The sequence below is a fragment of the Ensifer sp. M14 genome (genome assembly GCF_003355565.1).
Classification (GTDB): Bacteria; Pseudomonadota; Alphaproteobacteria; order Rhizobiales; family Rhizobiaceae; genus Ensifer.
Genome location: NZ_QJNR01000014.1, coordinates 230,516 through 244,740, shown reverse-complemented (window position 1 = coordinate 244,740; position 14,225 = coordinate 230,516). Strand labels below are relative to the sequence as shown.

At 62.7% G+C, this 14,225-nt stretch carries 11 protein-coding genes and 2 riboswitches; of the genes, 3 read left to right on the top strand and 8 right to left on the bottom strand.

Going from position 1 to position 14,225, the window contains the following annotated elements; genetic code table 11:
* Positions 1–28 precede the first annotated feature (28 nt).
* From BLJAPNOD_RS29760 to BLJAPNOD_RS29725, 8 genes are all read right to left on the bottom strand, one after another.
* The gene (locus tag BLJAPNOD_RS29760) at positions 29–847 is read right to left on the bottom strand and encodes a class I fructose-bisphosphate aldolase (RefSeq protein ID WP_171986822.1); all 819 of its coding nucleotides are present in this window, start codon (positions 845–847) and stop codon (positions 29–31) included.
* A complete protein-coding gene (locus tag BLJAPNOD_RS29755; protein ID WP_115422438.1) occupies positions 844–2,592 on the bottom strand; it encodes a glycerol-3-phosphate dehydrogenase/oxidase in 1,749 nt (582 codons plus the stop codon). The genes BLJAPNOD_RS29760 and BLJAPNOD_RS29755 overlap by 4 nt, the downstream gene beginning before the upstream one ends.
* Before the next feature lie 12 nt (positions 2,593–2,604).
* Positions 2,605–3,600 (bottom strand): aldo/keto reductase, encoded by a 996-nt coding sequence (locus tag BLJAPNOD_RS29750; protein WP_115422437.1) that lies wholly within the window; start codon positions 3,598–3,600, stop codon positions 2,605–2,607.
* Positions 3,597–4,607, bottom strand: coding sequence for a sugar-binding transcriptional regulator (locus BLJAPNOD_RS29745; protein ID WP_077501240.1), 1,011 nt, complete (start codon positions 4,605–4,607; stop codon positions 3,597–3,599). The genes BLJAPNOD_RS29750 and BLJAPNOD_RS29745 overlap by 4 nt, the downstream gene beginning before the upstream one ends.
* Before the next feature lie 2 nt (positions 4,608–4,609).
* The gene (locus BLJAPNOD_RS29740) at positions 4,610–5,599 is read right to left on the bottom strand and encodes an ABC transporter permease (RefSeq protein ID WP_115422436.1); all 990 of its coding nucleotides are present in this window, start codon (positions 5,597–5,599) and stop codon (positions 4,610–4,612) included.
* 28 nt (positions 5,600–5,627) lie between these two features.
* Positions 5,628–7,175 (bottom strand): sugar ABC transporter ATP-binding protein, encoded by a 1,548-nt coding sequence (locus BLJAPNOD_RS29735; protein ID WP_115422435.1) that lies wholly within the window; start codon positions 7,173–7,175, stop codon positions 5,628–5,630.
* Between the two features lie 66 nt (positions 7,176–7,241).
* Positions 7,242–8,270, bottom strand: a complete 1,029-nt coding sequence (locus BLJAPNOD_RS29730) for a substrate-binding domain-containing protein (RefSeq protein ID WP_077501234.1) — start codon at positions 8,268–8,270, stop codon at positions 7,242–7,244.
* 197 nt (positions 8,271–8,467) lie between these two features.
* On the bottom strand, positions 8,468–9,355 hold the full coding sequence (locus BLJAPNOD_RS29725) for a LysR substrate-binding domain-containing protein (RefSeq protein ID WP_158556192.1): 888 nt from the start codon (positions 9,353–9,355) through the stop codon (positions 8,468–8,470).
* 493 nt (positions 9,356–9,848) lie between these two features.
* Positions 9,849–10,068: riboswitch (cobalamin riboswitch) on the top strand.
* 96 nt (positions 10,069–10,164) lie between these two features.
* On the opposite strand from BLJAPNOD_RS29725, the gene metE reads away from it, so the two are divergent.
* The 3 genes from metE (at position 10,165) to nrdH (ending at position 14,219) form a co-directional block, all read left to right on the top strand.
* A complete protein-coding gene (gene metE / locus BLJAPNOD_RS29715) occupies positions 10,165–12,519 on the top strand; it encodes a 5-methyltetrahydropteroyltriglutamate--homocysteine S-methyltransferase (RefSeq protein WP_115422732.1) in 2,355 nt (784 codons plus the stop codon).
* Positions 12,516–13,316 carry an acyl-CoA thioesterase gene (locus BLJAPNOD_RS29710; protein ID WP_115422433.1) on the top strand — a complete coding sequence of 267 codons (801 nt, stop codon included), beginning with the start codon at positions 12,516–12,518 and terminating at the stop codon, positions 13,314–13,316. The genes metE and BLJAPNOD_RS29710 overlap by 4 nt, the downstream gene beginning before the upstream one ends.
* A 155-nt stretch (positions 13,317–13,471) precedes the next feature.
* A riboswitch (cobalamin riboswitch) is annotated at positions 13,472–13,697 on the top strand.
* Between the two features lie 300 nt (positions 13,698–13,997).
* Positions 13,998–14,219: a glutaredoxin-like protein NrdH gene (nrdH, locus tag BLJAPNOD_RS29705; protein ID WP_115422432.1), complete on the top strand. Its 222-nt coding sequence runs from the start codon at positions 13,998–14,000 to the stop codon at positions 14,217–14,219.
* Positions 14,220–14,225: the final 6 nt, after the last annotated feature.

Sequence of the window (14,225 nt, the reverse complement as noted above, 5' to 3'; positions counted from 1 at the left end):
CTCGCTCTTATACCAAGCGGAACTGATGTTAGCCCTGTTGATACAACGCGAAGGCGGCTTCACCATCGGCGTCGTCGTGCACGATGGCCATCAATCCGCGAACGATGGCGCTCGGGTTTGCATGCTGATAGATATTGCGCCCGTAGACCATGCCGACGGCACCTTGCCGCATCAAGGCCGCAGACTTGTCGAACACCGCACGCAGGTCTTCCTTGCCGCCACCACGCACCAGGACTGGGCAACGAGCGGCCTCGACTACCCGATGGAAATCCTCCGCATTGGTCGTCGGGTCGGCCTTGATGATGTCGGCGCCCATCTCGCGGGCAAGCCGCGTCAGCGTCACGATCTTTTCCGCATCGCCGTCGACCATGTAGCCGCCGCGCTCGGTGACCGGCTGCATGACCAGCGGCTCGATCATCAGCGGCATGCCGTATTTTTCGCAATCGGCGCGCACGCGGGAAATGTTGGCGACGCACTGGCGGAAGAGATCCGGCTCATCGGGCAGCATGAACAGATTGACGACCACGCAGGCGGCATCCATCTCCAGAGCGCCGATCAGCGGTTCGGCCTCGTTCTGCAGCACAGCCCACATGTCGCGGTGGCGAATACGGTTGTAGGGATTGCCCATGTCGATGCGCATGACGAGGGCCGGCTTGTCCTTGCCGGGAATATCCTGCAGCAGGTCGGCTTGGCCATAATTCATCTGGATCGCGTCGGGCCTGGCATCGACCAGCGCCTTGACTACGGCCTCCATGTTCTCAAGGCCGTCAAGGAAGGACGGCTCGTTGCAGACGCCATGGTCGATGGCCACGTCCAGGCAGCGTCCTGCGCCAAAGAGACGGTTCATCCGGACCTTGCGGTTGTTTCGCATAATGCACTCCTTTGTTCGTTCCGTGCGGAAAGCATGTCTTCGTCGACGCCGTGGCGTTCGAAGAGAAGGGTGAGAAAACGGGCGCGCTCCTGCGCCTGATGGGCAGCGGGCCAGTGCTTTTCAGCGGCGAGCAGGGCGAGCACGGCATCGGTCATTTCGAGCGAAAGTTCGCCGGTGATTGCCAGCGTCGTGCGGCGAAGCAGGAGATCGTCGAGATGCTCCACCTTTTCGCTACGGATCAAAAGCTGGATTTCGCGGATAGAGTAATCAGGGTGCGGGAGCGGCGCGTCAGGGGCTACGGCAATGAAGGCTGCGATGCGCTCGGCGTCCGTTCCATAGCGTTCGAACAGAGTGGTGATACGCGTCGATGAAAGCGCCGTTGCCGCTGCGACCCGCACAATCCAGGCCTCGCGATCGGCCGGAAAATCCCGACCACCGCCTATCGCCCGGTCGGCGGTGGCCACAAGGCGAGGCTGCGCCAGGCGTTCCAGAACAAGATCTGCCGCCAGCTCGCCGAAGGAGCGGAAGGTCGTCCACTTGCCGCCGATCATGCACAGCACCGGCGGCCCGGCATCGGCGGTCTCGACGAAGGTGCAATAGTGGTCGCGCGGAATGCGGCCGGTAAAACTGTCCTTGCTTGCCGGCAGCGGCCGCACACCCGAAAACTGAAATACGATCTCTTCAGTTCTGACCTTGATGGTCGGCAGGACGAAGGCGAGCGATTGCAGGATGTAGTCCCGCTCCGCCGTTTCGCAACGCACGGCTTCGGGATCGTCGACACGAATGTCGGTGGAGCCGACCAGAACCTTGCCGAGATAGGGAAACAGGATGCAGATGCGCCCGTCCTCGTTCTCGTAGTAGATCATGTGGCCATCGAGGGCGCGGGTCAGATCGTCGTTGTCGATGATCAGATGCGAGCCCTTGGTGCCGCCCATCAACGGCGCCAGACGTGCGGGCTCGGAAAATAGGCTCTGATTGGCGATGTCGATCCAGCCGCCTGTCGCGTTGACGATCAGTGTCGGCTCGATCGAAATTTCCGTGCCGCCGATCGTGTCCTTGATCACGTAGCGTCCCGGGGCGGTCAGCTTGAGTTCGGCATAGTTGACGGCGCGTGCGTGAGTGCCGGCCGACAGCCCGTCCTCGAGCAGTTCGATGCCGAGACGCTCGGGCTGGCTGACCCAGGCGTCATAATAGGTGGCGGAATTCTTGATCGCCGGATTGAGCGCCGGCCATCTGTCAAGCGTCGAGCGCCGCCCGCGAAACTCGTGACGGGGCATCAAGGCGCGCTTTCGCGTCAGGAAATCGTAGATCGCCAGCCCCGCCTTGATGACGACAGCACCGCGGCGGCTCGGCCGGCGGGAAAGCCCGAGGAACCGCACGGCGCCGTTGGCGATGCCAGAGAAGACATCGAAGACGGGAACCGTCGTCGGCAACGGACCGACATAATGCGGCGCGTTGCGCAACAGTCGGTCGCGCTCGACCAGCGATTCCCGCACCAGGCTGAACTCGCCGTTTTCGAGGTAGCGCAGCCCGCCATGGACCATGCGCGACAGTGCCGCGCTGGCGCCGGAACAGAAATCGTGTTTCTCGACGAGCACGACATTGACGCCCTGTAGCGCCAGCTCGCGAAATACGCTGAGGCCGTTGATGCCGCCGCCGAGGACGCAGACGTCCACCTTCGGGCTCTGGCGGAGCCCGTCAAAGATCTCTTCTCGGTTCATGATGGCGGTCCGTTACCTATCCATGTGGGCGAGCTTCGCCGCTATCGCGTCGTCGATCGCCGCGAGATCCGGGGCGTCGAGCCGGAGTGTACCTGCCCGGGCGTTGTCGAGCGCCTGCGCCGGGTTGCGTGCACCGCAGAGTGCAAACGTCACGCCGGGCTGGGCGAGCGTCCAGGCGATAACGGTCTGGGCGATGCTGGCTCCGTGCTTTTCGGCAACCGGACGAATGGCCTCGGCAAAAGCCGTTGCCTTCTCGCGGTTTCCGACCGAGAAGCGCGGATTGTCGCGACGCTGATCGTCGCCTGAGAACACGCGGTCAGGGCCGACCGTGCCGGAGAGCAGGCCCAAAGCAAGCGAAGAATAGCTGAGTGTCGCGACGCCGTTCTTCGTCGTCAGCGGTAGCAATTCCGCCTCGATCTCGCGATCGATCATGCTGAAGCGCTCCTGGATCGCATCGAGGCGACCGGTGGCGATGTACGCCTCAAGTTCGGTCCGGTCGACGTTGCTGGCACCGATCGCGCGGATCTTGCCGGCATTCTTCAGATCCTCGAGCGCCCGAACCGTCTCCTCGATCGGGGTCGTCGGATCTTGCCAATGGGTGATGTAGAGATCGATGTAATCGGTCCCGAGCCGTTTCAGGCTCTCTTCCACCTCGTGAACAATGGCGTCACGGCCGAGATAGCGATGAACGGGCTTATCGTCCTGGTCGAAGAAATGCCGCCCCTTCGTCGTGTGCCAGACAAGGCCGCATTTGGTTGCGATCACCGCCTTGTCGCGACGGCCGGCGAGCGCCTTGCCGACGATTTCCTCGGAGCGGCCAAGGCCGTAGGCTGGTGCCGTATCGATGAGGGTTACGCCGGCATCGAGCGAGGCCTGGATGGCGGCGATCGAAGAGCCCTCATCCGTCCCGCCCCACATCCAGCCACCGATCGCCCAGGTGCCGAGACCGACGGCGGATGCCTTGACACCGGAGCGGCCGATCTCGCGCGTCAACTGTTCATTGCTCATGCCGAAAGTCCCTTTTCGCTTGCCATGGCAAGGATGCGCTCGCCGGTCGCCTCGTCGGTCACGAGTGTATCGAGATGCCTGCCGCGCAGGACGCTGAGGATGGGGCCGGCCTTGTTCGGTCCGCTCGCCACCCCGATCTTGGTCGGGATCGACGCGAACTCGTCGAGGGTGAGCGAAACCAGCGAACGGTTGAGGCTGTAGTCGCAGACCCGGCCCTGATCGTCGAGCAGGTGCGCGAGCAGCTCGCAGCTTGCACCGGAGCGCTTGATCGCATCACGATCCGTGCTCGAAGACGGGTGCAGGTCGTAGTAGCTGGAATCGTCGGAGAGGATCGAGCCGATGCCGACGATCGCGACCTTCGCTTCCCGGGCGCGTTTGAAGACGTCCGCCACCGAGCGCATATTGATCAGCATGGCGCGCTCGGCCGCACTGTCGGCAAAGAGCGGCGCGTGGATCTGATAGGATCTGCCGCCGAGCCTGTCGGCCATCAGCGTCGAGACGTGGTTGACATCGGTATAGTGCTTGCCCTGCACGCAGCCGGTCGCCGGGATCACCTCGACATCGAGGCGCCGTGACGGATGCAGGCCTGCAACGACGGCACTGACGCCCTTGCCGCCGGTAATGCAGATGGTGTCGCCGTCGGCGATCTCCTCCATTAACAGCCGGGCCGCGGCCTCGCCCACCGCCTGCAGCGCCGTCTGCTGGTTATCCGAGACGGTCGGGACCACGACGGCACGGCTGATGCCGCCGAGCGCCAGCAATTGCTCTTCCATGTCGACGAGCGGCTCGATCGGCGACTTGATCTTGATTTCGACGAGGCCGAGCTGGCGTCCGCGCTTGATCAGACGGTTGACAGTCGGCTGGGAAATGCCGAGCCGCTCGGCAATCTGCGACTGGGTCAGACCTTCCAGGAAGTGTAACACCAGAGCCTGGTGCATCTGCCGGGCGACGACGAGCTCCTCGCGAGCGCTGGAGATGATGTTCTGATTGGAATTGGCAATCGGCATGGTCAGACGGCCTTCCGCTTATGCAGGAAATGATCGATCGAAACGGCGGCGAGCAGAATGCAGCCCTTGATCATATCCTGCCAATAGACGGAGACGTCGAGCAGGATCAGCGAACTGGTGACGACCGACAAGAGGGCCATGCCGAGAATGGCGCCGAGGATCGTACCCGATCCGCCGTTGAGCGAGGCCCCGCCGATCACGGCCGCTGCAATGATGTTGAGCTCCATGCCGACGCCGAAGGTGGGCGTGGCGGCACCGAAGCGCGACATGTAGATGACACCGGCGACACCGGCGAGCGTGGAGCAGAGCACCGTCACCCAGAACTTCACCTGCTTGGTCTTGATGCCGGAATAGAGCGCCGCCTTCTCGTTGCTGCCGGTGTAGAACACCTTGCGAAAGGCGGTCGCCCGGCGGAGCAGAAAGTCGAACAGGACGACGACCGCGACAAAGATCAGGATGACATATGGGATGCCATTGAAGGTGCCCTGACCGACGGCCTTGAACGATGGCGGCAGGGTGAACAGCGACAGCGGCGTGCCCTTGGTAATGACGAGGCAAAGGCCGCGCACGATCACCATTGCCGCAAGCGACGTGATGAAATGGTTGAGCCCGACCACGGTGACGAAGAAGCCCATGATGGCGCCGATGAGGCTGCTTGCCAGGATCCCGAAGAGCGAGGCCGTCCAGGGATCGACGCCGGCAAGGAACAGCGATCCCGCCAGTACCATGGCAAAGCAGACGACCGATCCGACAGCAAGGTCGATGCCGCCGACGATCAGGAGGATCGTCATGCCGACGACGACGATGCCTTCGACCGAGAAGCTCATGAGCATCGCGCGCATGTTGCCGAAGGTGAGGAAGTGTGGTGAGGCGAAGCTCATGATGATGCCAAGCGCGAGAATGATGGCGATCAGCCCTGCCTCGCGCATCGTGCCGATCCGCCGCCAGGCCGGAACCCGCACCTGCGTTGCAACCACCGTATCGACTGCCATTTCCGCCTCCCCATTCACTCTGCTTGTCTCAGGCAACATGCTCGGCCGCCCTGCTTTTTTGTTGGTCGCTGTGCGGCCCGACCCCGGATGCAAGCCGGATCACCGCCTCTTCCGTCATCTCGGCCTCGCCGAGTTCGCCGGCAATGCCGCCTTCGCGAACGACCAGAACCCGGTCGCACAAGCCCAGAAGCTCGGGCAGTTCCGACGAGATGACGACGATGCCGATGCCCGAGCGCGCGAGATCGCGCAGCAGCCGATGGATTTCTGATTTCGCACCGACGTCGATGCCGCGTGTCGGCTCGTCCATGAGAATGACTTTGGGCCGCACCGCAAGCTGCTTGGCGATCGCCACCTTCTGCTGGTTGCCGCCCGAGAGCGACGACACCGGCATGGCGATGCCGCCCATGCGCACGCCGAGCCGCCGGGTGAAATCACGGGCGAGGTCCGCTTCCGCCTTCGCATTCATCAAGCCGAGCGGCCCGGTCAGCGTCTTCAGATCCAGCACCGAAATGTTCTGGGCGATCGACATGTCGACGAACACGCCGGAGCCCTTGCGATCCTCCGAGAGGTAGACGATGCCGGCATCGACGGCGTTTCTGTAGTTGCCGATCGTCTGTTTCTTGCCGTGCAGCAGCACGTCGCCGCGCACTTTCCGGCGCAGGCCGCAGATGGCTTCCGCGATCTCGGTGCGGCCGGAGCCGATCAGACCGCCGATCCCGAGGATTTCGCCTTTGCGCAGTTCAAACCCGACATCGTCAATGCGCTCGCCGTCGCCAAGACCGCGAACCGACAGGATGACGTCGTCGGACTGTTCGCGGGGTGTCTGCTTCGGCGGGTAGAGTTGCGTGATCTCGCGGCCGACCATGCGTCGCACGACATCGTCCGGAGTTACATCGGCGACACGCTCGGTCGAGACATGGCGGCCGTCGCGAAAGACGGTGACGCGGTCGCACAGGCTGAAGATCTCGGCCATGCGGTGGCTGATATAGATGATGGAAATGCCCGCGGCCTTCAGGTCGCGGATGATGCCGAAAAGCGCCTGCGCCTCCGCCTCCGTCAGCGCCGCCGTCGGCTCGTCGAGGATCAGCACCCGGCAATCGAGCGTCAGCGCCTTGGCGATCTCGACCAGCTGCTGGCTGGAAATAGAAAGGTCGGCGACCTTGCGGCGCACGTCGATCGGCGCCAGCCGGTTCATCACGGCCTGCGCATCGCGGGCAAGCGACGCATAGTTCATCAGCGGCGAGCGCCGCCGGTTGGTCGCGGCCATGAACATGTTTTCCGCCACCGTTGCATCCGGGCAGAGCGCGATCTCCTGGTGGACGAGGCCGATGCCGAGCGACTGGGCTGCAGCCGGCGAGGCGATCCTCGTCGGCGTGCCGTCGACGAGGATTTCACCCTCGTTCGGCTGCAGCACGCCGGCGATGATGTTCATGAGCGTGGATTTTCCGGCGCCGTTCTCGCCGCAAAGCGCATGGATCTCGCCCTTTTCCAGGTTGAAATCCACATTGGTCAGCGCCTTCACAGCCCCGAAGTGCTTGGTGACGTTGCGGACCTGAAGGACCGGCTGCGATGTCATCGCCTTCTCCACTCTTATGCGTTCGACGGGCTATCCGGGTATCCGGATAGCCATGTCAAAAGTCCCTTACTCGTCAATGCCCTTGGTGCCGCGGCGCTTCAGGTACTTGTCCCAGTAGAAGTCGTCCGCATTGGCGGCGGTGACGATGGAGAGACCATTGTCGACGAACGGAATGCTCATCGGGTTGAAGCCGGAACGCTTGGCGTCATTCATCGGATCGATGAGTTCCGGGTGCTTGGCGAGCCACAGCAGCATGAAGCCCATATAGCCCTGCATGCCCTGGTTCGGGTTGATCGAGCCGAAGACTTCGCCGGCCTTGATCATATCGAGGATGTTGGCGTTGACGTCGGCGCACATGACGAGAACCTTGCCGCCGCTTTCCTTGCTCGCCTGTGCGGCACCGATCGCGGAGTTCGCTTCCGGCATGAACACAGCGCCGAGGTTCGGGTTGGCCTGGATCAGGCTCATCAGGCCCTGATAGGCCTTGTTCGGATCCTGGTTGGACGCGGCGCGGCCGACGAGTTTCATGTCGGGCCACTTTTCAGCCATGCGGCCGACAAAGGCCGTGATGCGCTTGTCATGGTTGTCCTGGCCGGGGTTTTCCAGAACGGCATATTCGCCCTTGCCACCCATCTTCTCGGCGATCGCATCGGCAGCATAAACGCCTTCGCGGTTGTTGTCCGAAGTGATGAACGAGATGCGCTTGGAGAGCGGCGAGTCTGCCGCAAACGTGACGACCGCCGTGCCCTGATCGATGGCGCGGTTGATCGGCTCGATGAACGGATCCGAGTTCATCGGATGAACGAGAATGCCGGCCGGGTTCTGCGCCAGCGCCTGATCGAACGTGGCGATCTGCTTGTTGACGTCATATTCCGGGGTGCCGGTATATTCGGTCTCGCAGCCGAACTGCTGACCGGCCTGCTTGAACATTTCATAGACCGGGAACCAGTATTCGACGCCCGAAACCATGACGTTCATGACATATTTTTCGCCGGGTGCGCAGCGAAACGGGTTAGCCGTCTCCGCGCTGGCGGCGCCAGCCAGAAACGTCGTTGCAATGACCGCCAGTGCGGTCGTGCTCAAAAAAGTGCGCAAGCGTCCTCCTCGAGGCCGAAGCCCCTCCCAAAAACCAATCGTGCCGTCAGAAATGACCGCTGATGTGTGAGTTTGCCGGAACTCCTCCTCGACTTCCGACTGTCACGATTAAAACGACGACCAGGGCTTCTGTCAATATAATTCATGCCATGAATAATAATTCATGGCGACCTGTATATTGCCACCGCCTGTCGGCCTCACTCGCCCATCGCCATCGCCAACTGTGCGTTCGACGCAGCGGCTTCGGCGATGATCCACTCGCGGAACGCCTGGATCTTCTTCTGCCGCCGGTGGCTCTGCGGATAAACCAGCCAATAGGCGCGACCGTCCCTGACCACGTGATTGAACGGACGGATGAGTTTTCCGCTGCGAAGCTCCTCGATCAGAAAGGTCGAGACGGCCATGGCAATGCCGTGGTCGAGCAATGTCGTCGCCACGTCCATTGCCTGGACGTCGAAGATCAGCTCGGTGCCGTTGCTGGCCGGCGGCTCCACGCCGGTTTCGACCATCCAGCGCCGCCACCAGCTGGCGTTGCCGAACCGCCTTACCTTCAGAACGTCGGCGGGATGCTTGAGCTGATGCTTTTCAAGAAACGTCGGCGTGCAGACCGGCAGGTATTCGATCGGGAAAAGCGGAAACACATCGTGGCCCGGCCAGTCGCCGTTGCCGCTGCGTACCACCAGATCGATCGCGTCGCGCTTGAAGTCGATCAGCTCGGTCGACATGTGCACGCGAATGCTGATGTTGGGATGCGCCGCCTGGAACGAGGCGAGCCGCGAGCCGAGCCAGCTTGAGACGACCGTCGGAAGCACGGAGATGTGCAGGTGATGCTCGGTCTTGTCGGCAATCTCGGAAAAGGCCGTGCCCAGGAGATCGATGGCCTCCGTTACCTTCGGCGCGAGCTGACGGCCGGCGGCGGTCAACCGCACTTCCCGCGGCAGACGAACAAAGAGCGCCGTTCCAGTACGGTCCTCGAGCAGCCGGATCTGATAGCTGACGGCCGCTTGCGTCATTCCAAGCTCCTGCGCCGCGCGGGTGAAGCTCAGGTGCCGGGCGGCTGCCTCGAAGGCGCGCACCGCGCTCATGGGGGGAATCTTGCTCATACGCTGAGATAAGCATTCTTTATGCCAGCATGCGAGAAACCGCTTTGCGCGAAACCCTGAAAATCCTCAATTTTCTCGCGAACACATCACCGCAAAAATGAAGGGGTTAGCAATGCCGAGCGCACTGCGATCGATCATCCGCCATGTCTGGACCTTGGCCAGGAGAGCCGCCGACACCACGACAACGGTCGATACATTCAGCGAATTCCAGTTGAGGGACATCGGCCTGACGCGAGACAATGACGGAATCCGGGCACGCGCCGGCGACATCGCCGTCCCATGGCAGCGGGTCGCGGATCCCAATCCTGGAGACGCCCCGTCGCTGCAGGTAACGGAGAATTCAATCGCGTCCGTGCAGACAACGTCTCATGACGCTGTACCGCGGACCGTCGCTACAAGACCCCTCTGCCCGCCGAGGAACGAGAATAAAGACATAAACATTTCTTTATGCGATTGACCTGCCTGTCTTTGCAGGGCATTGTCAAAGCATCGTGGTTCTGCGGCTCGTCTCACGGCGGGCCGGAGCTAAGAGGGAATTCGGTGCGGCGCCGCAAGGCGCTCATGCCGGAGCTGCCCCCGCAACTGTAAGCGGCGAGCGGCCGTCCAATGATGTCACTGAGGAGACGCCTCGGGAAGACGGGACGGTTCGTGTTGACCCGCAAGCCAGGAGACCTGCCGCGATCGATAACGTCCACGGGCGGGGTGTCCGATGTGCCGCCTTGACGAGCGAGCCTGCCTCGGTCGTGGATGCGTCGCGTTCCAGCCTTGCCCACAACCTTCGGGGTAAGGAAATGACCATCAAGACAGCCAATCTCGGCTTTCCACGTATCGGCAGCCACCGTGAACTGAAGTTCGCGCTGGAGCGCTATTGGGCCGGCAAGATCGAAAGACAGGACCTGCTCGCCGTCGCCGCCAGGCTTCGGGCAGAAAACTGGGCCGCGCAAAATGCGCGGGGAATCCAGATCATTCCGTCCAACGACTTCTCGCTCTACGACCAGGTTCTCGACACATCCGTGCTCGTCGGCGCGGTGCCGCCGGCCTATGGCTGGAAAGGCGGCCCGGTCGATCTCGACACCTATTTCGCCATGGCGCGCGGCTCAACAACCGCGACCTGCGCTTCCGGCTGCGCCCATGGCGGACCTGACGGCGGCAATCAGGCGCTGGAGATGACCAAGTGGTTCGACACCAACTACCACTACATGGTTCCAGAATTCGCGGAGGACCAGCGCTTCGAGTTGACGCGCAATGCGCCGCTTGACGCCTTCCTCGAGGCCAAGGCGCTTGGGCATGTTACCCGTCCTGTTCTCCTCGGTCCCGTCACGTTCCTGAAGTTCGGCAAGGCACTTGCCGGCGGGTTCGACACGATCGAGCTGATCGAGCGGCTGTTGCCTGTTTATGTGAAGCTCTTGACCGAGCTTGCGATCGCCGGTGTCGAATGGGTGCAGATAGACGAGCCCTGCCTGGTGCTCGATCTCGACGAGCGGGAACGCCGGGCGCTGGCGCTCACCTACAGGACGTTTGCTGCGGAAACCCCGCAGCTGAAGATCATGCTTGCGACCTATTTCGGCGCGATCGGCGACAACCTGCCGACAGCGCTTTCGCTGCCGGTTGCCGGGCTGCATCTCGATCTCGTGCGGGCGCCGCAACAATTGGAAGTGCTGCTTCAGACGGCACCGGCGCAGCTCGTGCTGTCGCTTGGGGTCGTCGATGGCCGCAACGTCTGGCGGACAGACCTTGCCGGGCTCTTCCGCCGGCTGCAGCCGCTGATCGAGGCGCATGGCCGCGACCGCATCGAGCTTGCCCCCTCCTGCTCGCTGCTGCATGTGCCAATCGACCTCCATCTCGAACGGGGGCTCGATCCCGAGCTTTTCTCCTGGCTTGCCTTCGCCCTGCAGAAACTGGACGAACTCAGCCTGCTTGCCCGCGCCTTCGAGCCCGGCCTTGCCAATCCCGAGCAGGTCTTTGCAAAATCGACCGCAGCCGCCGCGGCGCGGCTGACCTCGCTCAAGGTGCACGACCCGCTGGTTGCCGGACGCCTGAAGACCCTGACGGCAGCCGACAGTCGCCGCAAATCGGGCTTTGCGACCCGCCGGCACCTGCAGGAAGACAGGCTGGCCCTGCCGCTCTTCCCGACAACGACCATCGGCTCCTTCCCGCAGACATCAGAAGTGCGTCAGGCACGGTCGCTGCATGCCAAGGGCGAGCTCAGCTATGTCGACTACCTCGCCTATCTGCGCCAGGAGACGGAGAAGGCCGTGCGCTGGCAGGAGGAGATCGGCATCGAGGTGCTGGTGCACGGCGAGTTCGAGCGCAACGACATGGTGCAGTATTTCGGCGAACAGCTTTCCGGCTACGCCTTCACCCAGAGCGGCTGGGTCCAGAGCTACGGCTCGCGCTACGTGCGCCCGCCGATCATTTTCGGCGATGTCTCGCGGCCGAACCCGATGACGGTTGACTGGGCAACCTATGCGCAGTCGCTGACGTCAAGGCCGATGAAGGGCATGCTGACCGGCCCGGTGACGATGCTGCAATGGTCGTTCGTGCGCGACGACCTGCCCCGGTCGATCGTGTGCCGGCAGATCGCGCTGGCGCTGCGCGATGAAGTCACCGATCTGGAAACGGCCGGCATCGCCGTGATCCAGATCGACGAACCGGCGCTGCGCGAGGGGCTGCCACTGAGACAGGCCGATCGAAAGGCCTATCTCGACTGGGCGGTCGAGTGCTTCCGCATCAGCGCCTCCGGTGTCGGCGACGAAACCCAGATCCACACCCACATGTGCTACTCGGAGTTCAACGACATCATGGCGGCGATCGCTGCGATGGATGCCGATGTCATCTCCATCGAGACCTCGCGCTCGAAGATGGAACTGCTCAGCGCCTTTACCGATCAGGCCTATCCGAACGAGATCGGCCCCGGCGTTTACGACATCCACTCGCCGCGCGTGCCGACGGTCGATGAGATGGTCCATCTGATCGAGAGGGCGACGGACGGGCTGACACCGGCGCAGATTTGGGTCAATCCGGATTGCGGCCTGAAAACGAGGCGCTGGGAGGAAGTGCGCCCGGCCCTCGTCAACATGGTGCAGGCGGCACAGGCGCTGCGGCAATCCTTTGCTGCCGGCCGGCGAGAGGCCGTGAACGTATGACGGACGATAGCAATGTCGAAATGGCGCCGGGGGAAACCCCGGCGCCTGCCACCCTGATCGACATCGTTTTTCCCGGCGATGCCAATCACCATGGCACGCTCTTTGGCGGAGCCGGTCTGGCGCTGATGGACCGGATCGCCTTCATCGTCGCCACGCGTCACGGCCGCGTTCCCTTCGTCACCGCGTCCTGCGATCGCGTCGACTTCCGCGCCCCTGCTCGTATCGGCCACGTCATCAGCTTCAGCGGTCGCCGGGTCCGGGTCGGGCGGCGCTCGATGGTGGTCGAAGTCGACATGGTCGCCGAGGATCTGATTGCCGGTACCCGCGATCTTTGCACCCGCGGCCAGTTCACCATGGTGGCAATGCCCGAAGGCAAGGACGCCGAATGGTCGTTGCCCTCTCTCGACAGCGCCACGATCGGTCCGACAAAGGACGACGCCGTGCGCATGGTCGATATCGTCTTTCCCGACCAAGCCAACAGCTTCGGGGCCATGTTCGGCGGCGACGCGCTGGCGCAGATGACCAAGGCGGCCTTTGTCGCGGCCACGCGGGCAAGCCGCAAGACGACGGTTCTCGCCTCCTGCCAGCGCATCGATTTCAAGCACCGCATCACCGTTGGCTCGATCATCGAGCTTGTCGCCCGGATCGTGAAAACAGGGCGAAGCTCGACGACGGTCGAGGTCGAATTGTGGTCCGAAGACCTGATGGGCGGGAAACGGACGCTGACTGCCCGTGGCGCGTTCATCATGGTGGCTGTCGACCGGGACAATCGTCCGGTTCCCGCTTTCGCAGCCTGACGATTTCAACCGAGGGAGCCGTCGCGACGGCCCCTCATCCACAGGCATTGCCGGAAGCGCGCGTTTACTCCCCGTTATCCACACCCGGAAAAATATTGTCGGCTCCCAGCGACCGCGGCAGCACCAGACCTATTGACGAGATTTCACACCCATATACTATATCTAGTGTTCGAGGTTCTTCCGATTCGCAAGGATTGGGAGCGAAGATGGGAATACGGTGCGCTTTAGCGATTTTGCTTGGCTAAGCCGTGGCTGCCCCCGCAACTGTAAACGGCGAGCGACTGTCCAGCATTCGGCCACTGAAGCATGATGCTTCGGGAAGGTCCGGACAGAAGCACCGACCCGTGAGCCAGGAGACCTGCCTCGATCAATAAACGTCCACGGGCGGGGTGTCCGGAGGGGTCAGAGTGTAATTGAGGCGGGATGAACCCTGCCTGATTGTCTCGACGTATCCCCGGAAGCGCCGTCTTCAACTTCGGGGTGAAGTCATGTCCGCGTCATCGAATTCCTATCACTCGCCAATGAAGAGGCGCGGGAACCCGCGCACCTGACGAAGACGTGCGCTCGGTCGTTTCGATCAGAGCAAGCCGTCATCCTGCCAGCCCTGCCCTTTCGCCGGAGCGCGTTCGCGCGCCCGCATGCCTTTTCATGCCCAGATCCAGCCGACCCAACGAGGAAGAAATGAACGTCACCGTCTACAGCAAGCCCGCCTGCGTCCAATGCACCGCCACCTACCGCGCACTCGACCGCAAGGGCGTCAACTATGAGGTGATCGACATCTCGATCGACGAGGACGCGCTCCAGACGGTCAAGGGCCTCGGCTACTTGCAGCTTCCCGTCGTCGTTGCCGGTCCTGAACATTGGGCGGGCTTCCGCCCCGACAAGATCAGCGCGCTGTCCTAAAGCCAA

Bases quoted from the DNA above. Each gene is read 5' to 3' on its own strand.
- BLJAPNOD_RS29760 (WP_171986822.1), bottom strand. From the start codon at position 847: ATGAACCGTCTCTTTGGCGCAGGACGCTGCCTGGACGTGGCCATCGAC.
- BLJAPNOD_RS29755 (WP_115422438.1), bottom strand. From the start codon at position 2,592: ATGAACCGAGAAGAGATCTTTGACGGGCTCCGCCAGAGCCCGAAGGTG.
- BLJAPNOD_RS29750 (WP_115422437.1), bottom strand. From the start codon at position 3,600: ATGAGCAATGAACAGTTGACGCGCGAGATCGGCCGCTCCGGTGTCAAG.
- BLJAPNOD_RS29745 (WP_077501240.1), bottom strand. From the start codon at position 4,607: ATGCCGATTGCCAATTCCAATCAGAACATCATCTCCAGCGCTCGCGAG.
- BLJAPNOD_RS29740 (WP_115422436.1), bottom strand. From the start codon at position 5,599: ATGGCAGTCGATACGGTGGTTGCAACGCAGGTGCGGGTTCCGGCCTGG.
- BLJAPNOD_RS29735 (WP_115422435.1), bottom strand. From the start codon at position 7,175: ATGACATCGCAGCCGGTCCTTCAGGTCCGCAACGTCACCAAGCACTTC.
- BLJAPNOD_RS29725 (WP_158556192.1), bottom strand. From the start codon at position 9,355: ATGAGCGCGGTGCGCGCCTTCGAGGCAGCCGCCCGGCACCTGAGCTTC.
- metE (WP_115422732.1), top strand. From the start codon at position 10,165: ATGACCATCAAGACAGCCAATCTCGGCTTTCCACGTATCGGCAGCCAC.
- BLJAPNOD_RS29710 (WP_115422433.1), top strand. From the start codon at position 12,516: ATGACGGACGATAGCAATGTCGAAATGGCGCCGGGGGAAACCCCGGCG.
- nrdH (WP_115422432.1), top strand. From the start codon at position 13,998: ATGAACGTCACCGTCTACAGCAAGCCCGCCTGCGTCCAATGCACCGCC.